25 protein-coding genes and 1 tRNA gene are annotated in these 23,232 nt (G+C 62.5%); 14 read left to right on the forward strand and 12 right to left on the reverse strand.

Annotation, left to right across the window (positions count from 1 at the left end; genetic code table 11):
- Positions 1-101: 101 nt before the first annotated feature.
- Positions 102-1,175 (reverse strand): anhydro-N-acetylmuramic acid kinase, encoded by a 1,074-nt coding sequence (locus ACR0K1_RS03240; protein ID WP_480614952.1) that lies wholly within the window; start codon positions 1,173-1,175, stop codon positions 102-104.
- Between the two features lie 288 nt (positions 1,176-1,463).
- On the opposite strand from ACR0K1_RS03240, the gene ACR0K1_RS03245 reads away from it, so the two are divergent.
- Entirely contained in the window at positions 1,464-2,735 is a 1,272-nt protein-coding gene (locus ACR0K1_RS03245; protein ID WP_480614499.1) for an MFS transporter, read from the forward strand.
- Positions 2,736-2,826: 91 nt separating this feature from the next.
- Positions 2,827-4,071: a tyrosine--tRNA ligase gene (gene tyrS / locus ACR0K1_RS03250; RefSeq protein ID WP_480848742.1), complete on the forward strand. Its 1,245-nt coding sequence runs from the start codon at positions 2,827-2,829 to the stop codon at positions 4,069-4,071.
- 78 nt (positions 4,072-4,149) lie between these two features.
- On the opposite strand, the gene ACR0K1_RS03255 is transcribed toward tyrS, so the two are convergent.
- Positions 4,150-4,989, reverse strand: a complete 840-nt coding sequence (locus tag ACR0K1_RS03255; protein WP_480848744.1) for a hypothetical protein — start codon at positions 4,987-4,989, stop codon at positions 4,150-4,152.
- Positions 4,990-5,194: 205 nt separating this feature from the next.
- Here ACR0K1_RS03255 and ACR0K1_RS03260 point away from each other — a divergent pair, with 205 nt between their 5' ends.
- Together ACR0K1_RS03260 and ACR0K1_RS03265 are read left to right on the forward strand one after the other, a co-directional pair.
- A complete protein-coding gene (locus tag ACR0K1_RS03260; protein ID WP_480848746.1) occupies positions 5,195-5,950 on the forward strand; it encodes a 3-hydroxyacyl-CoA dehydrogenase in 756 nt (251 codons plus the stop codon).
- 9 nt (positions 5,951-5,959) lie between these two features.
- Entirely contained in the window at positions 5,960-6,505 is a 546-nt protein-coding gene (locus ACR0K1_RS03265) for a sugar O-acetyltransferase (protein WP_480613914.1), read from the forward strand.
- A gap of 14 nt (positions 6,506-6,519) precedes the next feature.
- Here the strand turns inward: ACR0K1_RS03265 and ACR0K1_RS03270 are convergent, their stop codons facing one another.
- The 3 genes from ACR0K1_RS03270 to ACR0K1_RS03280 all read right to left on the reverse strand — a co-directional run bounded on the left by ACR0K1_RS03270 (position 6,520) and on the right by ACR0K1_RS03280 (position 9,711).
- Positions 6,520-8,328 (reverse strand): ABC-F family ATP-binding cassette domain-containing protein, encoded by a 1,809-nt coding sequence (locus ACR0K1_RS03270; RefSeq protein WP_480613912.1) that lies wholly within the window; start codon positions 8,326-8,328, stop codon positions 6,520-6,522.
- A 63-nt stretch (positions 8,329-8,391) separates the two neighbouring features.
- Positions 8,392-9,138 (reverse strand): GNAT family N-acetyltransferase, encoded by a 747-nt coding sequence (locus ACR0K1_RS03275; protein ID WP_480613910.1) that lies wholly within the window; start codon positions 9,136-9,138, stop codon positions 8,392-8,394.
- 96 nt (positions 9,139-9,234) lie between these two features.
- On the reverse strand, positions 9,235-9,711 hold the full coding sequence (locus tag ACR0K1_RS03280) for an outer membrane protein assembly factor BamE (protein WP_480613908.1): 477 nt from the start codon (positions 9,709-9,711) through the stop codon (positions 9,235-9,237).
- A gap of 84 nt (positions 9,712-9,795) precedes the next feature.
- Here ACR0K1_RS03280 and ACR0K1_RS03285 point away from each other — a divergent pair, with 84 nt between their 5' ends.
- The 8 genes from ACR0K1_RS03285 (at position 9,796) to ACR0K1_RS03320 (ending at position 15,135) form a co-directional block, all read left to right on the forward strand.
- Positions 9,796-10,332 carry a YceD family protein gene (locus ACR0K1_RS03285; RefSeq protein WP_480848750.1) on the forward strand — a complete coding sequence of 179 codons (537 nt, stop codon included), beginning with the start codon at positions 9,796-9,798 and terminating at the stop codon, positions 10,330-10,332.
- A 206-nt stretch (positions 10,333-10,538) separates the two neighbouring features.
- A complete protein-coding gene (gene rpmF / locus ACR0K1_RS03290) occupies positions 10,539-10,745 on the forward strand; it encodes a 50S ribosomal protein L32 (protein ID WP_008756996.1) in 207 nt (68 codons plus the stop codon).
- Between the two features lie 24 nt (positions 10,746-10,769).
- Positions 10,770-11,858 (forward strand): phosphate acyltransferase PlsX, encoded by a 1,089-nt coding sequence (gene plsX, locus ACR0K1_RS03295; protein ID WP_480613906.1) that lies wholly within the window; start codon positions 10,770-10,772, stop codon positions 11,856-11,858.
- Positions 11,859-11,879: 21 nt separating this feature from the next.
- Positions 11,880-12,851 carry a beta-ketoacyl-ACP synthase III gene (locus ACR0K1_RS03300; RefSeq protein WP_480848753.1) on the forward strand — a complete coding sequence of 324 codons (972 nt, stop codon included), beginning with the start codon at positions 11,880-11,882 and terminating at the stop codon, positions 12,849-12,851.
- Positions 12,852-12,947: 96 nt separating this feature from the next.
- Complete coding sequence (gene ihfA / locus ACR0K1_RS03305; protein WP_008755922.1) at positions 12,948-13,250, forward strand: integration host factor subunit alpha; 303 nt, start codon at positions 12,948-12,950, stop codon at positions 13,248-13,250.
- 18 nt (positions 13,251-13,268) lie between these two features.
- A complete protein-coding gene (locus tag ACR0K1_RS03310; RefSeq protein WP_480613902.1) occupies positions 13,269-13,856 on the forward strand; it encodes a MerR family transcriptional regulator in 588 nt (195 codons plus the stop codon).
- A 61-nt stretch (positions 13,857-13,917) separates the two neighbouring features.
- Positions 13,918-13,994 (forward strand) — tRNA-Pro (locus tag ACR0K1_RS03315).
- Between the two features lie 61 nt (positions 13,995-14,055).
- Positions 14,056-15,135: a 2'-deoxycytidine 5'-triphosphate deaminase gene (locus tag ACR0K1_RS03320; RefSeq protein WP_480613900.1), complete on the forward strand. Its 1,080-nt coding sequence runs from the start codon at positions 14,056-14,058 to the stop codon at positions 15,133-15,135.
- Here the strand turns inward: ACR0K1_RS03320 and ACR0K1_RS03325 are convergent.
- From ACR0K1_RS03325 to argS, 6 genes are all read right to left on the reverse strand, one after another.
- Entirely contained in the window at positions 15,132-15,362 is a 231-nt protein-coding gene (locus tag ACR0K1_RS03325; protein WP_480613898.1) for a hypothetical protein, read from the reverse strand. The two genes, ACR0K1_RS03320 and ACR0K1_RS03325, sit on opposite strands and share 4 nt — an antisense overlap.
- A gap of 64 nt (positions 15,363-15,426) precedes the next feature.
- Positions 15,427-16,077: an SMC-Scp complex subunit ScpB gene (gene scpB, locus ACR0K1_RS03330; RefSeq protein WP_480613896.1), complete on the reverse strand. Its 651-nt coding sequence runs from the start codon at positions 16,075-16,077 to the stop codon at positions 15,427-15,429.
- Positions 16,070-16,864 carry a segregation and condensation protein A gene (locus ACR0K1_RS03335; RefSeq protein ID WP_480848757.1) on the reverse strand — a complete coding sequence of 265 codons (795 nt, stop codon included), beginning with the start codon at positions 16,862-16,864 and terminating at the stop codon, positions 16,070-16,072. The genes scpB and ACR0K1_RS03335 overlap by 8 nt, the downstream gene beginning before the upstream one ends.
- Positions 16,854-17,861 (reverse strand): beta-N-acetylhexosaminidase, encoded by a 1,008-nt coding sequence (gene nagZ / locus ACR0K1_RS03340; RefSeq protein WP_480613893.1) that lies wholly within the window; start codon positions 17,859-17,861, stop codon positions 16,854-16,856. The genes ACR0K1_RS03335 and nagZ overlap by 11 nt, the downstream gene beginning before the upstream one ends.
- The gene (locus tag ACR0K1_RS03345) at positions 17,858-18,955 is read right to left on the reverse strand and encodes an SPOR domain-containing protein (protein ID WP_480613891.1); all 1,098 of its coding nucleotides are present in this window, start codon (positions 18,953-18,955) and stop codon (positions 17,858-17,860) included. The genes nagZ and ACR0K1_RS03345 overlap by 4 nt, the downstream gene beginning before the upstream one ends.
- Before the next feature lie 39 nt (positions 18,956-18,994).
- Positions 18,995-20,740: an arginine--tRNA ligase gene (argS, locus tag ACR0K1_RS03350; protein ID WP_480848760.1), complete on the reverse strand. Its 1,746-nt coding sequence runs from the start codon at positions 20,738-20,740 to the stop codon at positions 18,995-18,997.
- A gap of 131 nt (positions 20,741-20,871) precedes the next feature.
- On the opposite strand from argS, the gene ACR0K1_RS03355 reads away from it, so the two are divergent.
- Complete coding sequence (locus ACR0K1_RS03355; protein WP_480613887.1) at positions 20,872-21,423, forward strand: putative pterin-binding protein; 552 nt, start codon at positions 20,872-20,874, stop codon at positions 21,421-21,423.
- Here the strand turns inward: ACR0K1_RS03355 and ACR0K1_RS03360 are convergent.
- The gene (locus ACR0K1_RS03360) at positions 21,405-22,562 is read right to left on the reverse strand and encodes a deoxyguanosinetriphosphate triphosphohydrolase (RefSeq protein WP_480613885.1); all 1,158 of its coding nucleotides are present in this window, start codon (positions 22,560-22,562) and stop codon (positions 21,405-21,407) included. The two genes, ACR0K1_RS03355 and ACR0K1_RS03360, sit on opposite strands and share 19 nt — an antisense overlap.
- Before the next feature lie 76 nt (positions 22,563-22,638).
- Here ACR0K1_RS03360 and ACR0K1_RS03365 point away from each other — a divergent pair, with 76 nt between their 5' ends.
- Entirely contained in the window at positions 22,639-22,962 is a 324-nt protein-coding gene (locus ACR0K1_RS03365; RefSeq protein ID WP_480613884.1) for a HesB/IscA family protein, read from the forward strand.
- Positions 22,963-23,232 lie beyond the last annotated feature (270 nt).

Here is a 23,232-nt window from a genome sequence, read left to right on the forward strand (position 1 = left end):
AATACCCACCTTCAATATGCCCGGATCAGACCGCGCCCTAACCCTTGCACATCATTGCGGTTTTTTGAACTGCTGTTCTGTGGCGGTTCCTGCAAAGCGGTTCAGACAGCGCGATCCATCGACACTGCGCTGACAACCCCGCCGCCCACTAAAGCCCGCACACCAGTCGTTCCGGGGCACGAGGTCGGCAGCCCGCGCGCCACGCGCACAGCGAGATAGGCAAAGGCTTGGGCTTCCAGCATGTCGCCGTCCAGACCAACCGTCTCGACCGGTTCGACCGGGCAGTCCAACGCGGCCCGCAGCATCTCCATCAGCACCGGGTTATGACGCCCGCCGCCTGTCACCAGCAGCCGCGCGGGCGGCTTGGGGCAATGCTCCATCCCCTGCACCACCCCGGCGGCACACATGCCGGTCAGCGTGGCGACAGCATCGGCATCGCTGAGTTCCTGCACCAGCCCGATCATCTCGGCAAAGTCGTTGCGGTCCAGCGACTTCGGCGGCATGCGGGCAAAGAACGGCTCGGCCAGGAACAGTTCCAGCGCGCCGGTCTCGACCGTCCCTCCGCGCGCAACCGCACCGTCGCGATCCATCGGCAGGCCCAGCCGCACCTGCATCAGATCATCGACCGGCGCATTGGCTGGGCCGGTGTCGAAAGCCAGCAGTGCCCCCGGCATCTCGGGCCCGTCAAAGGACGGGTCCACATAGGTCAGGTTGCCGACACCGCCGAGGTTCAGAAAGCACAAGGGTTCCTCTGCCCCGATCCACTTGGCGCAGGCAAAATGGAAGAACGGCGCAAGCGGCGCGCCCTCGCCCCCCATTTTCACATCGTCGCTGCGAAAGTCCCAGACCACCGGCAGGCCCAGCGCCTGCGCCAGACCAAAGCCATCGCCCACCTGCAGTGTCCCCCGCCCGCGCGGCTCATGCGCAAGGGTCTGGCCGTGAAAGCCGATCAGGTCGACATCTTCGAATTCCGACAGCGCCTCGGCATGGGCCAGCGTCACCAGTTCCGCCGCCGCATCGACCTGCGGCCCGCTCCACTGTCCAAGCGCGGCGCGCAGTTGGGCACGCTCGGCCTCAGAATAGGCGCGATAGCCGCTTTCGCCGAACCCGAATATCCGGTGCCCGTCGGTTTCCACCACGGCGGTATCCACCCCGTCCAGCGAAGTCCCCGACATCGCGCCCAGCGCCCGGATCGCCTTGTTCGTCTTGATGGCCAGGCCCACGCCTCTCTCCTGCTTGGTGATGTGGATTTTCGCAGGGGCATTACACCCTTGGGTTGCGACCCGATCAAACTGCAACCTATCCGCGGCCCATGGCAAGGGCCTTGCGCCGCATCCTTCCGCTTTTTTCGCCGCCTGCGCCCCGGGATCAACACCAAAGCCCCAATCCCATTGCAGAAAATCGATATCTGAGCCAGCATTGAGGGAAAGCGGGACACCAATACAGTCGTGCGAAGAGAAAGAATGGGACAACCCGAGACGTCAAAGCAAACGCGAACGGTTGAAAACCGGAACTACCAGTTGATCTTCTGGTCGGGGGCGCTATCGACCATCGGGTCGCAACTGGTCAACCCGCGTCTGGTGCTGCCGTTCCTGTACCTCGCCCTGGGTGCGCCTACGTTTATCGCGGGTCTGCTGCTGCCTTGCGTGACCGGTGCCCGCCTGATTGCCGAGATTTTTGTTTCACCCTTCATCAACCGTGTCACGCGGGCGAAGCTGGCCGTCTACATACCCAACATCCTGACCGGGGTGATCCTGTCCATCGTGGCGCTTTTTGCGACCAACCTGCCGCAGGTTTTGGTCGTTCTTCTTTTCCTGACCACGGCGGCCATCATGGGCCTGTGTCAGGGGCTGTCCAGTCTCGGCACCAGCCAGATTTATGGCGTCTCGGTGCCGGATGCCAAGCGCAACCGGATGGTGTTTGCGCAGGCCACCATCTCGGGCACTTTGGCGATTGTCGTTGTCTGGGTGACGAAAGACCTTCTGGTTTCGGAAGAACCCATGCAGCGTCATATCGTCGTCATGTGGTGCGGCGTTGTCGCCATGTTCGCCGCCGGGATCAGCTTTGCCGGTGTGCGCATCTTCGAGGAAGACCAGCCGCCCAACCCTGCTGCCGCCGCCAAACCCAAACCGCTGGCCGAACTGGCGACAGGCTTCAAGACCGGCATGGGCTATCCCTGGTACCGCAAGTTCCTGTTCACCCGGCTGCTGTTCGTATCGGTCGAACTTGCAATGCCCTTCTACACCATCCACGCCGCCACCTATCACGTGGGCACGAAGCACTCGCTGAGCTACTTCGTGATCGGAGCCAGCGCAGGCGTCGTGATCGGCTCGATCATCTGGGGCTGGCTCAGCGGGCGGATTTCCGTGAAGCCGGTGATGTGGCTGGGATGCCTGATCTCGACCCTGTCGGCGGTGTTGGCGCTGGCATTCACCTTTATGGGCTATGCGCAGAACGTCTGGCTGTATGCGGCGGTGATCCTGCTGTTGTCGCTGGGCGGCAACGGCGTAATCTATGGTCGCTACCTGTATGTCATCGAAATGACCAACGAGAACGAGCGCCCCTATCTCGTCGCCCTCGGGGATGTCACCGCCGGCCTGGTCGGCATCGCCTTTGCAGCAGTTCTGGGGGCCGTGGCACATCTGCACGACCCGGTCACGCCGATCTTCGTGCTGGCGGCGTTGAACCTGATTGCGATGGTGTTTGCCTTCCGCCTGCCGCCGACCAAAAGCTGAGCTCTGCACGTTAAAACGGGCAAATGCACCTTTTACTTGGCATTGCACGGCCCTATACGTTGCCGCGCAACATTAACCCAAAGGGCACGATATGACCTACCACCCCAAATCGGATTTCATCGCCACGATGATCGAGCGCGGCTTTCTCGCCGACTGCACCGATTATCAGGGCCTTGACGACGCGCTGATCAGTGGGGTGCAAACAGCTTATATCGGCTATGACGCCACGGCTCAGTCGCTGCATGTGGGCCATCTGATGAACATCATGGTTTTGCGCTGGCTGCAAAAGACCGGCCACAAGCCGATCACCCTGATGGGCGGCGGGACGACCAAGGTGGGCGACCCCTCGTTCCGGTCGGACGAACGCCCCTTGCTGGGCCCCGAACAGATCGACGCGAATATTGCGGGCATGAAGCAGGTGTTCTCGAAATACCTGTCCTATGACGACAGCGAGACCGGCGCGCTGATGCTGAACAATGCCGAATGGCTGGACAGCCTGAACTACCTCGATTTCCTGCGCGATATCGGGCGGCATTTCTCGGTCAACCGGATGCTGTCGTTTGAATCGGTGAAATCGAGGCTGGACCGGGAACAATCGCTGAGCTTCCTCGAGTTCAACTACATGATCCTGCAGGCCTATGACTTCCTTGAACTGAACCGCCGCTATGGCTGCGTTCTGCAGATGGGCGGCTCGGACCAATGGGGCAACATCGTCAACGGCATCGACCTGACCCGCCGCGTGCTGGATCACGAGATCTATGGCCTGACCACGCCCCTGCTAACCACCAGCGATGGGCGCAAGATGGGCAAAAGCCAAGGCGGCGCGGTGTGGCTGAACGGCGATATGCTGTCGTCCTATGAGTTCTGGCAGTTCTGGCGCAACACCACCGACGCCGATGTGGGCCGGTTCCTGAAAATCTTCACCGAACTGCCCGTCGACGAATGCGACCGTCTGGCCGCGCTGCAGGGGTCCGATATCAACGAGGCCAAGATCCGCCTCGCCAACGAGGTCACCACCCTGCTGCACGGGGCCGAGGCCGCCGCAACCGCCGAGGCCACCGCCCGAGAGGTGTTCGAAAAAGGCGGCGTGGGCGGGGATCTTCCGACCCTGACGCTGACCGCCGATGACGTGCCCGTGTCGATCGTGCAACTGATCGTGAAATCAGGTCTGGCGAAGTCGGGCAAAGAGGCCAAACGCCTGATCGCCGAGAACGGTGCCAAACTGGACGATGCGCCGCTGACCGATGCGGGGCTGATGATTGACGCAGGCGCGCTGACTTCGCCCATCAAGCTGAGCGCGGGCAAAAAGCGTCACGCGCTGGTGCAGCTGGGCTAAGCAGTCCGAATATCGACACAGCAACGGCCACCCCTTGGGTGGTCGTTGTGGTTTCAGAAGGAAGCGGCTCAAACCGGCTTAAAGCTTGCCGCTACCCCTGCCGGGCTTGCCGCCGCCGCTTTCATCGTCATTGGCGTTGTTGCCGCGTCCGGGGCTGCTGCCTTCCGAGCCGTTTCCGTGGCCATTGTTGCCTTTACCGCCACCTTTACCTTTGCCGGGGCCATCACCGCCCTTGCCTTTACCGGGGCCGTCGCCGCCTTTACCGCCACCTTTGCCCTTGCCGGGTCCGTCGCCGCCCTTGCCGCCGCCTTTGCCGGGCTTGCCATCACCTGGCTTGCCACCGCCATCGCCCGGCTCGCCGCCGTCACCGGGGCCATCATTGCCGCCACCGTCGCCGGGGCCATCGTTGCCACCACCGTCACCGGGGCCATCGTTGCCGCCACCATCACCGGGGCCGTCATTGCCACCACCATCGCCGGGACCATCGTTACCGCTGCCGTCACCAGGACCCGCGTTACCACCGCCGCCGGGAGTGTCATTGCCGCCCCCGCCTGCGTCCGCAACCTGACCGGCCCCTGACGAGTTGCGATCAGAACTACGATCCTCTCCCAAAGTGCTGGCCGCGTTCGAAATGCTCGCCGTCGGCAGGTCCGTCAGCAACGCCGCCAGACCCGGGCATTGCGCTCCGGTCACAGTCAGGGTTGTTTCGAAATCGGACCGGCTCTGAAGCCGCTCCAGAAAGCTGGGCGTGACCTGCGCGCAATCGCACAAGGCGGCATAGTCACCCGCGTTTGCGTAATCCCGCGCGGTTTTCCAGTTGCAGGTTTCAGGTGCCGCAGCCGCACTGCCCACCATCAGAATTCCCATAAATGGCACAGCCGTAAGCGCGCCCAATTTCTGCTTTGTACTCTTCGACATATCAGCACCTCGTGACCAAAAAGACACCCGACGTGACCGGGCAGTTCAGCACCGAGATGGCGATGTCGCGTGAAGCACCGCTAAAGGGTTTCTGAGGATATGTTTAGAATCCACCACCCCAATGGCTGACACCATCAAACATGTGGACACAGAGAGCTGAAATCAGTTATTGAACAATCGTTCATATACCTGCGAGGAGCCTGCCATGCACCTATCCGACACCGCTGCAATCATCACCGGAGGGGCGTCCGGTCTGGGCGAGGCCACGGCGCGCCACTTCGCGGCACAAGGCGCACAGGTCACGATCCTGGACCGGGACGCGACCCGCGGAACGCAGGTCGCCGAGGAAATCAACGGGCATTTTGCCCAAACCGATGTCACGCATGAGCCGTCCGTTGCCGAGGCAATCGCCCACGCGATGGACAAAATGGGCAAGATCACCGCCGCCGTGAACTGCGCCGGTATTGCCGTTGGGGCAAAGACCGTGGGCAAGGACGGGCCGCACCCGCTGGACGCGTTCCAGCGCACCATCGATATCAATCTGGTTGGCAGCTTCAACGTCTCGCGTCTGGCAGCGGCTGAGATGGCGAAGAACGACCCCGAACCGGACGGCGCGCGTGGGGTGATCATCAACACCGCCTCGATCGCCGCCTTTGACGGGCAAAAGGGTCAGGCAGCTTATGCGGCGTCAAAAGGCGGCGTGGTGGGCATGACCCTGCCGATGGCCCGCGATTTGGCCGCGACCGGCATCCGGGTGATGGCCATTGCGCCGGGCATCTTCATGACGCCGATGCTGGCCGGTCTGCCGGAAGAGATCCAGCAGCAACTCGCCGCCGATGTGCCCAATCCGCCGCGTCTGGGCGACCCGAACGAATACGGGCGGCTGGCGGGTTTTATCGTCGAGATGGGTTATCTGAACGGCGAGGTCATCCGCATCGACGGCGCGTTGCGGATGCGCTAGGCCTGCAGCATGACCGAGCGGGAAAAGATGGAAGCGGGCGCGTGGTATTGCTGCATTGACCCGGAACTTGAGGCGATGCGCGCCAAAGCGCGCCGCGCGGTGCATGCCCATAACACCTTCGATCCCGACGAACGGGGTGCGATGGCTCCCGCCCTGCGTTCAATATTCGCCCGCATCGGCACGGATTGCTTTCTCGAGGCCCCTTTTCACTGCGCCTATGGCGTGAACATCCATCTGGGCGACCGGGTCTATTTCAACGCCGGTTGCGTCATTCTGGATACGGCGCGGGTACTGATCGGGGATGGCACCATGTTTGGCCCCAACGCCCAAATCTATTGCGCACAGCACGCCAAAGACCCCGCCGAGCGCGCCCGTGGGCTGGAAATCGGCCTGCCGGTCAACATCGGTCGCAATGTCTGGATCGGCGGCAGCGCCATCCTGATGCCCGGCATCACAATCGGAGACAACGTCATCATCGGCGCGGGCAGCGTGGTGACACGGGATGTCAGCCCCGGCGCAACGGTCGTTGGCAATCCGGCCCGCCCCATTCGCTAGCGGCCCGCCGAGGCTTACCCGCCCTCGGCCTTTTCTTCCAGTATCAGCCATTCGTCTTCGGCCGCAGACAGCTTTGTCTGGCGCTCAACCAAGGCCTCGGTCGCTTTCTGGAACTTGACCGGCTCCCGCGTGAACAGCTCGGGGTCGGACATCAGTTCTTCCAGCTTGCCGATTTCGGCCTCAAGCCGTGCGATTTCAGCGGGCAGCTTCTCAAGCCGGTGCTTCTCCGAGAATGAAAGCCCCGCCTTCGGCTTCGCTTCCTGCATTACCTTCGGCTTGGAAGGCTTTGTTTTTTCTTCTTTCCTCTCAAAAACATCGCCGCGCTGCGCAATATAGTCGGTCCATCCCCCGGCATAGACCGTCGCCCGGCCATTGCCCTCCATCGCGATGGTCGTCGTCGCCACCCGATCCAGAAAATCCCGGTCGTGGCTGACCAACAGAACCGTGCCGTCATAATCGTCCAGCAATTCCTGCAACAGATCCAGCGTCTCGACATCCAGATCGTTGGTGGGTTCGTCCAGCACCAGCAGATTCGATGGCTTGGCCATCAGCTTGGCCAGCAGCAACCGCGCTTTTTCCCCGCCTGACAGTGACTTAACCGCCGCTCTTGCCTGCCGCTCGTCAAACAGGAACTCCTTGAGGTAACCGACAACATGCTTCGGCTGCCCGCCCACCATGACCTGATCGGCCTTGCCTGAAACCCGCATCTCGGGGTCGCCGGTCAGGCTGTCCCACAGGGTCATCTCGGGGTCCAGCTGCGCGCGGGTCTGGTCGAAGACGGCAATCTCCAGATTTGTGCCCAGCGTCACCGTTCCTTCATCCGGGGCCTCCTGCCCCAGCAGCATCTTCAGCAGGGTGGTCTTACCCACGCCGTTCGGCCCGACAAAGGCCACCCGATCCCCGCGCTGCGCCAGAAGGTTGAAGTTGCGCACGATCTGCTGATCACCAAACGCTTTCGAGACACCCTTGGCTTCGATCACCTTGCGGCCCGACTTGGGGCCCGATTCCAGCGACATCGCCGCCGATCCCTGCCGTTTGATCTGCGCCGCCTTCTCGGCCCGCAAGGCCTGCAACGCGCGCACGCGGCCCTGATTGCGCTTGCGGCGGGCGCTGATGCCTTCGACGGCCCATTTGGCCTCGGACTTGATCAGCCGGTTCAGCTTGTGCCGCTGCTGGTCTTCTTCCTCCCAAACCTTGTCGCGCCAGGCCTCGAACGCCTCAAACCCCTGCTCCTGCCGCCGAACGACGCCCCGGTCGATCCACAAGGTCGCGCGGGTCAAGGCACGCAGAAATGCCCGGTCGTGCGAGATCAGAACAAACGCCGCCCGCGTCGCGCCCAGTTCCCGCTCGAGCCACGCGATGGCTTCGATATCCAGATGGTTGGTGGGCTCGTCCAGCAACATCAGATCGGGCGCCTCGGCCATCAGCTTGGCCAGCGCCGCGCGACGCCTCTCCCCGCCCGAGGCTGTTTCGACCATACGCGCCGGGTCGAATTTCAGGCCCTCTCCGGCCCGTTCGACCTTATACAACTCCCCCGGCTCCAGACCGCTGGAGGCATAGTCACCCAGCGTCGCAAACCCGTCCATTGTCGGGTCCTGCTCCATATATCCAACGGATTTCCCCGGCGGAATCACGATGTCGCCCCGATCCGCCTCGACCAGACCGGCCATCACCTTCATCAGGGTCGACTTGCCCGACCCGTTGCGCCCCACCAGCGCCACCCGATCACCGGGCTGCACCACCAGATCAAGGCCGGAAAACACCGGTTCACCCCCGAAGGTCAGGGAAATGCCGGACATCTGCAACAAAGGAATTCTCGCCATGTCCGCCAGCTAAACCGGCGGGAACAACGCGTCAACGCCCCGGCTTCATCTTTTCAAAAATACTCAAATCACCCCGGCCACTGCCCGCAGCAAACGTTTCCGCGCCGGGGGAATCGCCCCGATCTCGAGCCCAGTAAACACATGCAGCGTGTTCATATGCCGATCCACCACCGCATGATCGCTGACCCAGCCCCCCATCATCAGATAGGTGCGCAATAGCGGAGGCATCCTCAGCATCGCCTTTTTCGCATCCGGCCTGCGGCGCAGACGGGCCGCAAAGCGGAAGACATGCGGCGCCTTGACCTGCGGCAGCCAGCGCTTGGGCCCCAGATGCCGGTGCTTGAGCATGGCGAACGCGTCCAGATATTCGGCGGTTTCGGTCCCCGCGAACGAGGAACAGCCAAACAGCATTTCGACCCCGGTCTGATCGACATAGGCCGTCATCGCCCCCCACGCCACACGCAGAATGTCGGGGTCGGTCCAATCCGGGTGGATACAGAACCGTCCCATCTCGACCATACGCCCGCTGAAATCCTGCAGCGACGACAGATCGTAGAACTGCGCCGAATAGCTGCGCCCGATTTCGGCACCACGCTCCATCACCAGCATCCGAAAGCAGCAGACCAATTGCCCCGCAGACCGCATATCCTCGACCAGCACATGGGCGCATGCGGCGTCGAAATCGTCCCGATCGACCTGCCCGGTGCCAAAGGCCAGCGTTCGCAGCGCCTGAGCAGCCGACACATCCTTGGCCGTTTGCGCCAGACGGGCCTGATAGCGCCCCTTGCTCAACAAAACTGCCGTAGCCATGGTCGCATCCTCCCCGGCTGCTGACCCGTTATCTTCGCCACGTGCCTAACATAAAATTTGTGACCGTCCTGTGAAGCCACAAGAGGATGACAGAGTTTAGTTGCCGACGCCCGGGATATTGGCCGGGTTGAAGGTGCCGATATTGCCCAGCAGCTGCCGCAGGAAGCCTTTGTCCTGCACGCTGGAATCGGTCACGCGGCGTTCCAGCGGAATCACGATACCGTCCTCAAGGCCGAAGCGTTCGATGTTCCGTACCACGCCACGCTGATCGAAGCTGATCGCGACCAACTCGCGCGAGACGACCTGGGGCCGTTTCGGGCCATAGTGGCGGACCCGCGAGCGGACGTAGTAGTAACCGGAATCCTTGACAACACCCGACGCGCCCGGTGCGCCGATCGCCTCGGCCACACTGTCGCGCGTGTCTTTGCCAACCTGAATTTCGGCCAGATCTTCTGCCGGCGGCACGTATCCGTGATTCTTGAAGACAGGCGAGCAGGCCCCGACGACGGCCAGAGCGGCAATGACGACAAGCGACTTCGCAGCCGGTTTGAACCTGTTTACAACCTTCAACATACGCACCCTCTTGCCTTGGCCTGTCACGGCTTCTATCCGATTACAGAAACCGCTGCCACGGTTCAACACAGGAAAGACTCTATGATGACTAACGTCACATCCCTTCGGGTGGCCGATCTGCCGCAAAACGCCCCCACGCCGTTTGACCTGCGCCCGGGGCCCGAGGCGCTGGAAGCGCTGAAAAACGATCTTCAGCTGCTGGGCCTGCGCAAACTCAGCTTTGTCGGCCAGGTGCGCGCGCAGGGCAAACACGACTGGGAGCTGACCGGCAAGCTGGGCGCGACCGTGATTCAACCCTGCGTCGTCACGCTTGAACCGGTCACGACCCGGATCGACATCCCGGTGTCCCGCCTGTTTCTGGCCGACTGGACCGACCCGGACGAAGCCGAGTTCGAAATCCCCGAAGGCGACGAGACCGAGCCGCTGGGACCCGAGATTGACCCGGCGCAGGTGATGGCCGAGGCGCTATCCCTCGCCCTGCCTCAGTACCCGCGCAAGGACGGTGCGGAACTGGGTCAGGCCGACTATACCGAACCCGGCAAGCAGGCGATGACAGACGAAGATGCCAAGCCTTTTGCCGGATTGGCGGGATTGCGCGATACGCTGAAAAAAGACGAGTGACAGGGCGCGGATTTCCTGTCATAGCAGGCGGTCAGAAAAATCGCTTGAACATACCGAGAATCGCAGTATTTTCGCGCGCTCATCGGATTTTGGGTTGGACATTGCGGGGCTCGTCCCCTAAACGCGCGTCAAACCACGATAAAACGAACTACGAAACCCGGGTCGGCAGCGAATCTGCGGCCCCCAGTCAGACAAAGGTTGAGACCATGGCCGTCCAACAGAACAAAGTTTCCAAGTCGCGTCGCAACAACCGCCGCGCACACGACGCTCTGGTTGCTGCAAACCCGAACGAATGCCCGAACTGTGGCGAGCTGAAACGCCCGCACCACGTTTGCGCGTCCTGCGGCCACTATGATGATCGCGAAGTCGTCGCGCAGGCCGACGAAATCGATCTGGACGAAGACGCAGCCTAAGCCTGAACGAGCGCAGGCCAAGGCATGACTGAACAACCCACGCACGCCGGAAGGATCACCATCTCGGTAGACGCAATGGGTGGGGACGCAGGTCCCGCAGTCGTTGTTGCAGGCATTGCGAATTCGGCCAAAAAGAACCCCGAAATCGGGTTTCTGCTGCACGGTCCGGAACAGACGCTGCGCAAGCTTGTCGCCAAACGGCGTGTCCTTGATGGGCGCGTCGTTTTTCGTGATTGCCCCGACGTGGTCACGATGGAGGACAAGCCCAGCCAGGTTGTGCGCAACGGCAAGCAGACCTCGATGTGGTCCACGCTCGAGGCCGTGCGCCAGGGCGAGGCGCACGGGGCGGTGTCCTGCGGCAATACCGGCGCGCTGATGGCGCTGTCGATGATGCGCCTGCGCAAGCTGCCGGGCGTGAACCGTCCCGCCATCGCGATTCTGTGGCCATCTCGGAACCCGCAGGGGTTCAACGTGATGCTGGACGTGGGCGCGGATGTGCGCGCCGATGCCAAGGACCTGTTGCAATACGCGCTGATGGGGGCGTCCTACGCGCGCAACGGCATGGCGCTGACCCGTCCCCGGATCGGTCTGCTGAACGTGGGCACCGAAGAACACAAGGGCCGCGCCGAGCTGAAAGAAGCCCACGCCATGATCTCGGACTTCGCCGGCCCCGCGAATTTCGACTTTGTGGGCTTTGTCGAAGGCAGCGACATTCCCGGCGACAAGGCCGATGTCATCGTGACCGACGGCTTCACCGGCAATGTCGCGATCAAGACCGGCGAAGGCACCGCCAGCCTGATCGGCGACCTGCTGCGCCACGCGTTCAAGTATTCACCCCTGTCCCGTCTGGCCTCGGTACTGGCGATCACATCGCTGAACCGGTTGAAAAAACGCATCGATCCGCGCCGGGTAAATGGCGGCGTTTTCCTTGGCCTGAATGGTACTGTGGTCAAATCCCATGGCGGCGCAGACGCGACCGGCGTATCGGCGGCGGTCAAGCTTGCATTCACCCTGGCCCAGTCAGGATTTGCCGAAAAATTGGCGGCACGGGTTGCATCAACGGCCCAGCTTGCCCAAGATGCCGCGCAATCTGCGCCGCAGACGGAAAAATAACCAAAAAGGCAGTACCCCAACATGGCAGGCCGTTCAGTTGTTGTAGGTGTCGGGCACTATTTGCCTGAACGTGTTGTTCCGAATTCCGAGTTTGAAAAGACGCTGGACACCACCGATGAGTGGATCCGGACCCGCTCGGGGATCGAACGCCGCCACTTTGCTGCGGATGGCGAGACCACGTCGGACCTTGCGACTCATGCCGCCGAGGCGGCGCTGACCGATGCGGGACTGACGGCGGATGATATCGACGCCATCGTTCTGGCAACCTCGACCGCCGATCTGACCTTTCCGTCGGCGGCGACGATGGTTCAGGCCCGGCTGGGCATGACCAAGGGCTTTGCCTTTGACGTTCAGGCCGTATGTGCCGGATTCGTCTTTGCGCTCAGCAACGCCAACGCGCTGATCCTGTCGGGTCAGGCCAAACGCGTTCTGGTGATCGGGGCCGAGACCTTTTCCCGAATCATGGACTGGAGCGACCGATCCACCTGTGTGCTGTTCGGCGATGGCGCGGGCGCGCTGGTGCTTGAGGCGCAAGAGGGCGAAGGCACCCCCGCCGACCGTGGCATTCTGGCGACCGATCTGAATTCGGACGGGCGCTACAAGGATCTGCTCTATGTCGATGGCGGCGTGTCGACCCATACGACCGGGCACCTGCGGATGCAGGGCAATCAGGTCTTCCGCCATGCTGTTGAAAAGCTTGCAAAAACGGCTGAAACCGCCTTGGACCGAGCGGGCCTCGGCAGTGCCGATGTCGACTGGGTCGTGCCGCATCAGGCCAATATCCGCATCATTCAGGGCACCGCCAAAAAGATGGGCCTGTCGATGGATAACGTGGTGGTTACGGTACAAGATCACGGCAATACATCCGCCGCCTCGATCCCGCTGGCCCTGTCTGTGGGCAAGGAACGGGGGCAGATCAAGAAGGGCGATCTGATCGTGACCGAGGCCATCGGCGGCGGTCTGGCCTGGGGCGCGGTGGCGCTGCGCTGGTAACAGGCGCAATCCGGCTTACACAGCCGCCTGCAATTCATTGATATTGACAGCGAATTTCCCCTGACCCTATTCTTTCCTATCAACAGGGGAATTGGCATGGGCGACAAAACACTGACCAGAATGGATCTGAGCGAGGCCGTCTTTCGTGAAGTTGGCCTTTCACGCAACGAAAGTGCGCAACTGGTCGAAAGCGTTCTGAACCATATGTCCGACGCACTTGTGCGCGGCGAGCAGGTCAAGATTTCATCCTTCGGCACCTTCAGCGTTCGCGACAAGACCGCCCGTATCGGCCGCAACCCCAAAACCGGCGAAGAGGTTCCGATTCAGCCCCGCCGCGTTCTGACCTTCCGCCCGTCGCACCTGATGAAGGATCGCGTCGCCGCCGGGAACCGCAAGTAAGTCAGAGGTCCCGCAGAGATGAGCAAGTCCCCCGACGCGTTTCGCACGATCAGTGAGGTTGCGGACTGGCTGGGAGTGCAAGCCCATGTGCTGCGGTTCTGGGAAAGCCGGTTCAGTCAGGTCAAACCCGTAAAGCGTGCAGGCGGTCGGCGGTATTACCGGCCCAACGACATGCGGCTGCTGGGCGGTATCAAGAAGCTGCTGCACGAGGATGGCATCACCATCAAGGGCGTGCAGAGCATCCTGCGCGAACAGGGCGTGGCCCATGTTGCCGCCCTGTCTCAGCCGCTGGACGAACCTGCCGAGGCTGATGCCACCGTGGTTCCTTTCACCGCGAAACAGCCCGCCTCAGCCGAACAAATACACATGGACTTGCGTGAGCCCAAGGTGCAGCAAGCCGTGCCGGAAAGCCCAAAACCCGCCGTTGCACCCGCGGACCCCGCACCGCGCGAGGTGGAACTGGACACGGCCCCGCTGCTGGGCGGTGTGGCGTCGCTGGCCTGGAACCGCGACGAATACGACGACGCGCTTCTGGCCCGAATCGCGCCGATTGCGCGGGACCTGCGCGTGTGGCTGGATCGGGTGGAAACCAAGGTGGCGGGATAGGAAAAAAGGCATTGTTTTCCTCTTGCCCCTGCCGGGAAAATCTTTATGAACAGCCCAACGTCGGGCTATGGCGCAGCCTGGTAGCGCGTCCGTCTGGGGGACGGAAGGTCGCAGGTTCGAGTCCTGCTAGCCCGACCAAATCACACCGACGTTTATGGCACACAGGCCAGATCCCGCTCTGGCATCAGGGGGGATCGGAATGACCGGCGTATGCCCAAACCAGCAGATCGAAGCGATGATCGCGCGGGGTGAAATCACCGCCAGCCCCGAGATCATTCCGGCTCAGGTTCAACCCGCCAGCCTTGATTTGCGTCTGGGGACAGTGGCTTACCGCGTCCGCGCCTCGTTTCTGGCCGGCGAATCCCGCTCGGTAGCCGACCGTCTGGCCGAGTTCGAGATGCACCGCATCGATATCACCGATGGCGCGGTTCTGGAAAAAGGCTGCGTCTATCTGGTACCGCTGATGGAATCGCTGGCTCTGCCCGATGATGTCAGCGCGGTGGCCAACGCCAAAAGCTCGACCGGGCGGCTAGACCTGCTGACCCGCACCATCACCGATGGCGGGGCCGAGTTCGACCGGGTGCCCGCAGGGTATACCGGGCCTTTGTTTGCCGAGATTTGCCCGCGTTCCTTCTCGGTCCTCGTCCGCCCCGGCATGCGCTTGAACCAGATCCGGTTCCGGCAGGGTCAGGCGGTTCTGACGGATGCCGAACTGGCCGCGCTGCACGCCGACTCACCGCTGGTGGATGGCCCTGCGGTGATTCAGGACGGGTTGGGCTTTTCGGTCGATCTGCAACTGCCCGACACCGATCTGGTGGGCTACCGCGCCAAGCCGCATACCGGCGTGATCGATCTGGACCGGATCGGAGGGTACGACCCGCAGGACTATTGGGAGGAAGTGCGCACCAAAGATGGCCGCATCATCCTCGACCCCGGCGCGTTCTACATCCTCGTCAGCCGCGAGGCGGTGCATATCCCGCCGATGTACGCCGCCGAGATGGCCCCCTATCTGGCAATGGTCGGTGAATTCCGGGTGCATTACGCGGGCTTCTTCGACCCCGGTTTCGGCCACGCCGCCGCCGGTGGCGCAGGCTCGCGCGGTGTGCTTGAGGTCCGCTGCCACGAAGCGCCATTTGTGCTGGAGCACGGTCAGGTTGTCGGTCGCCTGGTCTATGAGCGCATGGCCGAGATGCCCACGCAGCTATACGGCGCGGGTATTGCGTCGAATTATCAGGGGCAAGGCCTGAAACTGTCCAAGCATTTCAAAGCTGGTGGTTAAAACTTCATGAACCGGCGCATCTGGCGGGTCATCCGCTGTGCCTGTTTCATGTTCTGCTTTTGCCGCTTGGAGTTGTCCGCCATCTGGCGCCGGGCCTCTGGGTCACGCGGGGCTTGCCCCGGTTTGCCCGCCCGACTGGCCATGTCAAAGCCCTTGTCCACGCCGCGCATCACCAGCCGCCGTATGACCTGACGCACGATCATGTCGATGATCCGGTTCGCGTTCATTGCTCAACTCCGTTTGCTGGAACACAACTTAAGGGGTCTTTGCGGTCGAAAAAGGGCCGGTTGGTCACTCTTCCTCGAAAAGTTCCGTCTGATCCTCATCCGCTTCGTCTTCGCGGCCCTCGCCCAGCGGGATCGCCCCCGGCGGCGGGCGGTTTTCCAGCAGCCCTGCGGCGCGCAGTTCCTTGAGCCCCGGCAGGTCGCGGGCGTTTTCCAGACCGAAGTGATCCAGAAACTGCGGCGTCACCACAAACGTCACCGGGCGGCCCGGTGTCATGCGGCGGCGACCCAGCCTGATCCACTCCATCTCAAGCAACTGGTCGATGGTCCCGCGCGACACCGACACGCCCCTGATCTCTTCGATTTCCGCACGCGTGCAAGGTTGGTGATATGCAACGATAGCGAGTGTTTCGATGGCGGCGCGGCTCAGCTTGCGGGTTTCGACCGTTTCCTTCTGCATCAGAAAGCCCAGATCAGGCGCGGTGCGAATGGCCCATGCCTCACCCACGCGCACGACGCGGACGCCGCGCCCCTCGTAGCGTTTCTGAAGAAATTCAACCGCTTGCGCCGCGTCGCTGCCGTGGGGCATCCGGGCCTCAAGATCGGCTACGGTGACAGGTTCGGCACTGGCGAACAGAACCGCCTCGACCATCCGTTCCTGTTCCGCCAGCGGCGGGGCTTCGAACAGCATGCCGGTCTCTTCGGGGGCGTCAGTCACGTGTTTCGGTCCTTTTCCGCAGATGGATCGGAGCGAATGTCTCGCTCTGCTTGATCTCCATATGTCCTTCCTTCACCAGTTCCAGCGAGGCCGCAAAGGTCGCCGCCGTGGCCGAGCGTCTGCGCACCGGGTCGGCATCCCAGCCATCGGGCAGATAGGTCTCCATATCCGTCCAGGTCCCGGCAAACCCGATCAGCGGGCGCATCCGTTCCAGCGCCTGTTCCATCGTGAACACCGCGTCGCGATCCATGACAAAGGGGCGGAATTCGTCGCGGGTGCGGATGCGGGCATAGCCTTGCATCAGGTCCAGCAGCGTCGCGGAATAGGTCACGGTGCGGATACGGGTGACATCCTCACCCTGCCCGCGCTTGAAGAAATCGCGCCCCAACTGGTCGCGCGCCATCAGCCGTGCGGCAGCATCACGCATGGCCTGCAGACGTTCCAGCTGGAAGGCCAGATGGGCGGCCAGTTCCTCGCCCGAAGGCCCTTCGTCATCCGGGTCCGGCGGCAGCAGCAGGCGGGATTTCAGGAACGCCAGCCACGCCGCCATGACCAGATAATCGGCAGCCAGTTCGATCCGCAGCGCGCGGGCCTTTTCGACAAAGGCCAGATATTGCTGCGCCAGCGCCAGAACCGAGATTTTCCGCAGGTCGACCTTTTGCGTCCGCGACAGGGTCAGCAGCACGTCCAGCGGGCCTTCGAACCCGTCGACGTCAACGATCAGCGCTTCGGCTGCGAGACGATCCGCGACCGAGACCGGGTCTTCGCTGAAAAGGTTATCGTTCATATACCTGCCCGCCCATTAGGGCAGATAGTTCCGCCTCGGCGGCTTGGATGTCAAGTTCCTGCGGGGCTTTGCGCATGGCCAGCGCGCGTTCCGCGCGGGTTTGTGCCATGTCCGACATCTGACCTGCAGCTTCCAGCACTTCGGCACGTTCTGCAAAGCTTCCGTTGCAGTGCAGGACAACATCGCAACCGGCCTGCAATGCCTGCTGCGACAGGTCCGCGGCAGACCCGCTGAGCGCTTTCATTGAGATGTCGTCGGTCATGATCAGGCCATCAAAGCCGATCACCTCGCGGATCACGCGCATCATCGGTGCCGAAATCGTGGCCGGAGCGAGGTCAACCTGTTCGAAGACCAGATGCGCCGTCATCCCCATCGGCAGATCGTTCAGGGCGCGGAAGGGCGCGAAATCGCTTTCTTTCAGGTCCTCCAACGGCAGGTCAACGCGCGGCAGATCGTGGTGACTGTCCAGCGTCGCGCGACCGTGGCCGGGCATGTGTTTCACGACGGGCAGAACACCGCCATCCAGATGCGCCTGCGCCACGGCGCGTCCGATCTTGCCGATATGGTCCGCGTCACCGCCGTAGCACCGGTTGCGCAGAAAGGCATGAGTTTCGCTCCGCGCCACATCCACCATCGGGGCGCAATTGCTGTCGATGCCCAGTTCGAACAGCTCATGCGCAATCAGGCGATAGCGCAGGTACATGGCCCGTTCGGCCTGATCCCCGGCGCGGTCCGCGTGATCCAGCGGCGGCAGCCATTCGCGGGCCAGCGGGGCGCGCAGACGTTGCACGCGCCCGCCTTCCTGATCGATGGTGATGGGGCAATTGCGGCCAACCGCCTCGCGAAAGTCATCGCACAGGGCGCGGACCTGGTCGGCGGTGTCGATATTGCGGGCAAACAGAATGAACCCGAACGGGTTCATCTGGCGGAACAGCGCGCGTTCCTCATCACTCAGGCGCAGACCTTCGGCATCGGTGATCGTGGCACCGAAATTCACCGCACGGCCACCGGGATGCAATCAGCCCCCTGCGCCACCAGCGCGGCGCAGAACTGGCGCGAGTCGCTCAGATCATCGAAGCCCAGCACGCGCAGGCGGTAGAACGTGCGCCCACCGCTTGAGGTTTTCTGGATAACACGCTGTTTTCCGTCCATGTACTCGCCAAACCGCCCGTTCAGCCGCGCCCATTCGGACTTGGCAACACCCACGCTTTCATAGGCCCCCAACTGCGCCAGACGGGTCCCCTTGCTCAGCGTGTCGGGATCAACATCCAGACCCACAGCCGTTTTGACGGCGGCACTGATCGCGTCCTCGGCAGGTGCACTGCGCAGGCTACGGGCCGGGCGGGTATGGGGCCGCAGAGACCGACGCACACCGGGCAGCGCCGCCAGTTCCGGGTCCGGCAGCGATGCCGCCAGATCGGCAGGGTCAATGGCGGGCTCGTCGTCAGGGGTTGCCAACGCGGCGATTTCCACGCCTTCGTCCTGCGGCTGTTCCTGTCTCGCCGCCTCTCCGGCCAGTTCCGCGACCAGCGCGTCAACGGCGTTCTGCCGCAATTCAGCCGCTTCCCGGTTCGAGATCGGCTCTTCAATCACATGCACCGCTTGCGTCGGCTTCAGCTCACCGGCGGGCAGGTCCTCATCCGTCAGGGACACCGGGCGCGGGGCAAGGATCAGGCGATCTGCCGGGGCCGCAGCCGAACCTTCAGCGGCCACCGCATTTACAGCAAGGCCCTGATGATCCGCAGGCGTACCGCCCGGCTTTTCGGGCTGGATGCGCATCGGCCCCTCGGCCGCGCGCACAACCGGAACGCCGCTGACGTCCCGCATGACCAGCTTGTAACCCCAGACACCGACCCCAACGACCAACGCCACCGAGGCAACCGCACCCAGCACATTGACCGCGCGCCCCAGACCAAAAGACCGCGCAGGCGCGTCGTGGCCCTGCACGTCTTCGGGATACTCATACGCATCCTGCGCATGGGGTTGATTCGTGTAATGCGCGTGCTCGGGGCGCTGTTGCCCCGAGTAATCGTAACTCGTCATATCCGCCTCACCGCCCGTTTCGCGCCTGAAAACGGGCGCGCGGGTCATTTCTTGCCTACCTCGTACCGGCGGTTCGGGCGATATTTGTTACCGCATCTCCTGCGCCGGAGTGACGCCAAGAATACCCAAGCCCGCTGAAATCACAACAGAAACGGCCCGGGCCAATGCGATTTTTGACTGGCTTGTGGCAACATCGCCATCCTGGATGAATCGCAGCTGGGTTTCGTCATTGCCCTTGTTCCACAACGCGTGGAAGTCGCCCGCCAGTTCGTACAGGTAAAAGGCAACACGGTGCGGTTCGTTGGTGCGTGCCGCGATTTCTACCAGACGCGGCCATTCGGCCAGCTTCTTGGCGACGGTCAGTTCCGACGCATGGTCGATCTTGCCCAGATCAGCCCCTGAAAGGGTCGCGTCGTCAGCGGAAATCCCGGCCTCGGCGGCGCGGCGCAGCACGCTCATGACGCGGGCATGGGCGTATTGCACGTAGAACACCGGGTTCTCGCGGCTCTGCTCCAGCACCTTGTCGAAATCGAAATCCAGCGGCGCGTCGTTCTTGCGCGTCAGCATCACGAACCGGGTCACATCCGGGCCAACCTGATCGACCACATCGCGCAGGGTGACAAAGTTCCCGGCCCGTTTCGACATCTTGAACGGCTCGCCATTCTTCCACAGCTTCACCAGCTGGGTCAGCTTGATATCCAGCGACACCTTGCCATCGGACAGGGCTGACACCGCCGCCTTCATCCGCTTGACATAGCCCCCATGGTCCGCACCGAACACGTCGATCAGCGCGTCAAAGCCACGGGTCACCTTGTCATAGTGATAGGCAATGTCGGGGGCAAAATAGGTCCAGCTACCGTCCGATTTCTTGACCGGGCGGTCCACATCGTCACCATGTTCGGTCGACTTGAACAGGGTCTGCTCGCGCGGTTCCCAATCCTTGGGCTTCTTGCCTTTGGGCGGCTCCAGCACGCCTTCATAGATCAGGCCCTTGTCGGTCAGCGACTCCAGTGCAGCCTCGATCCGACCCGTGCCATAGAGCGACTTTTCCGAGAAGAACACATCCATCTCAACGCCCAGCGCCTTCAGGTCGGCGCGGATCAGGTCCATCATCGCGTCGGTCGAAAACTCGCGCAGGTCCTCAAGCCACTCGCTTTCAAGCTTGTCGATCAGGCTGTCGCCGTATTTCTCTTTGAGAGCCTCACCGATCGGGATCAGGTAGTCGCCGGGATAGAGCCCCTCGGCAATCTCGGGGCTCAGCCCGTTGGCCTCGCGGTAGCGCTCATAGGCGGACCGCGCCAGCACATCGACCTGCGCGCCGCCATCGTTGATGTAATACTCGCGGGTCACATCATGGCCGGAATAGGCCAGCAGGCTCGCCAATGCGTCGCCGAACACCGCGCCGCGCGTATGCCCAACGTGCAGCGGGCCGGTCGGGTTGGCCGAGACGTATTCCACGTTCACTTTCTGCCCGTGACCCATGGTCGAGCGGCCATAATCGGTGCCCTTTTCCAGCACAGCAGCCAGCACACCCTGCCAGACGGACGGCGCAAGACGCAGGTTCAGGAACCCCGGCCCCGCCACCTCGGCACTGGTAACGCGGTCATCCAAAGCCAGTTTCCCGGCCAGCACATCGGCAATGTCGCGCGGCTTCATCTTCGCAGGCTTGGCCAGCACCATCGCCGCATTGGTCGCCATGTCGCCATGCGCCGCATCGCGCGGCGGTTCGACCGCCACGTTGTCAAAGCTCAACCCCTCGGGCAGCGTGCCTTCGGACTGCATCTGCGCCAGCGCGTCCAGTACCAGGCCGCGGATCTCGGAAAACAGGTTCATTTCGGATGTCCTTTTGCTTGCCCGGCGGTTTACCACGCAAAGCGCCAAGGTCAATGGACGCCTAAAGTTTGAGCTTGGTTTGGCGCGCGGGCCGGGTAATCTCGGCCAACCAGACTGATCGGAGATCTGCCATGCGCCACGCCCTGCCCCTTGCCCTGCTTCTGACCACCGCGCTGCCCGCTTGGGCCGAAATCCCGGCCCCCAAGGGGCACGTCATCCTGACACTCGGCGGCGCGATCGAGACAACCAACCTGCCCGCGCGTGGCGAGAACGACGGCGGCCTGTTGGGTTATCTCGAAGTCACCCACGACGGCGCGGCAGGCTTTGACGCCACGATGCTGGACGGGTTGGAGCAAACCCGGATCACGATCCCCTACGGCCCGCCGGACAACCAGCGCGACTATACCTTCTCGGGGCCGCTGCTGTCCGAGGTGATGGCCATGGCCGGTGCCGAGGGCAAATCCGCGCTACCCATGGCGATGGACGGCTATCAGGCGGAAATCCCGTGGCAGAGTATCGAGGCACATCAACCCATCGTGGCGACCCACGCCGACGGCGCGCCGATGGGGATCGGTGGCTATGGCCCCACGATGATCGTGTTCCCGCCCACGGATGACGAAGACCTGGCTCAGGAACAGGCGGGCCAACAGGTCTGGGCCATCGCCTATATCGCGATCGAGTGATCGCCGGTCAGGCGGGCGTGGTCCTGCAAGGCAAACCGGTCGGTCATGCCCGCGATATAGTCCGACACGATGCGGGCCAGCGCCGTTTCGCCCTCTGCCGCTTCGATGTCTGCATGCCAGCGCGCGGGCATTTGCCTCGGGTCGTTCAGATATATCGGAAAGAGCTCCTGCACCACCTTGCTGACCTCGGCCCGCACCTGCATCACCGCGGGCGCGCGGTACATCCGGGCAAACAGAAAGGCGCGGATTTCTTTCAAATGCGCCCAAAGTTCGGCTGAGAACTGCACGACCGGATAGCCCAGATTGCGGATATCCTCGACCGACTGCGCACTCGAGGTTTCGATCAGGTTTCGGGATGTGTCGATGACATCCGAGACCATAACGCCAAACACCCTGCGCAACGCCTCATGCCGCCGCCGATAGGGATCGAGCCCGGGGTATTTGCGATCCACCTCGGCGTAGCAGTCGCCCACGATGGGCAATTGCTCGATCTCATCATCCGAAAAGAGCCCCGCCCGCAGCCCATCCAGCAAATCGTGGTTGTTATATGCTATGTCATCCGACAGCGCCGCCACCTGCGCCTCGGCACTGGCATGGGTGTGCAGTTCCAGATCAAAGCCGCCATTGCATTCGGCCAGCGCCCAGGGCAGTTCCCCCAGCACCGGACCGTTATGCTTGGCGATGCCTTCAAGGCATTCCCATGTCAGGTTGCAGCCGTCGAATTCTGCATAGTGCCGTTCCAGTTTCGTGACGATCCGGATGGCCTGCGCGTTGTGATCGAAGCCGCCATACGGTTCCATCAAGGCATGCAGAGCATCCTCGCCCGTATGACCAAACGGCGTGTGCCCCAGATCATGCGCCAATGCGACCGCTTCGGTCAGTTCCGGGTTCAGGCCCAAAGCCCCGGCAATCGTGCGCGCCACCTGCGCCACCTCGATGGAATGGGTCAGGCGGGTGCGATAGCTGTCACCCTCGTGCTCGACAAACACCTGAGTCTTGTGTTTGAGCCGCCGAAAGGCGCTTGCGTGAATGATCCTGTCCCGGTCGCGCTGAAAGCAGGACCGGAAACTGCTCTCCTCTTCCGGCACCAAACGCCCTCTGGCGCGGCCCGGATCCGAGGCAAAACCCGCTCGCTCCACTCGTCTTGTCCTTGTCGCCTGTCGTCAGGTCTCATATATTGTACCGTGGTTCAGAAATAAACCTTTGGAGACCGGCATGAATCTGCCCCCGACAGTCACAGAACGCGCCTTTGATCGTCTGGCCGAAATCGGCGCGGCAGATCAGGGCCAGGCCCTGCGCGTCGCGGTGGAAGGCGGCGGATGTTCCGGTTTTCAATACGAAATCGCGCTGGACACCCCGAAAGAGGATGATCTGATCCTGGAAGGCAAGGGCCAGAAAGTGATCGTCGATTCAATTTCGCTGCCGTTTCTGGAAAACGCGGTCATTGATTTCACGCAGGAACTGATCGGCGCGCGGTTTGTGATCGAGAACCCCAACGCCACGTCCTCCTGTGGCTGCGGCACGTCCTTTTCGATGTAGCGCCGGTGGGGGCTTTGCCCCCACGCCCCCAGGATATTTTTAGACAGATGAAGCAGGGATCCGCTCCCCAGCTTGTATGCCGGAGAGCTTCACCTGTCGCGGTCATCGGCGTCCCCGCCTGTACCGCCTGATCTTCTTCACTCCAAATGGTTAAAAATCCGTTTCTTCATCTGTCCAGAAATATCCCGGAGCGCGAGGCAGAGCCTCGCAAACCCGCCCACCACTTGCCGCTGGGGTTTGTATGGGCGATAGGTTGCCACAGGCCAACGG

It is taken from the genome of Ruegeria sp. F5, assembly GCF_056533845.1.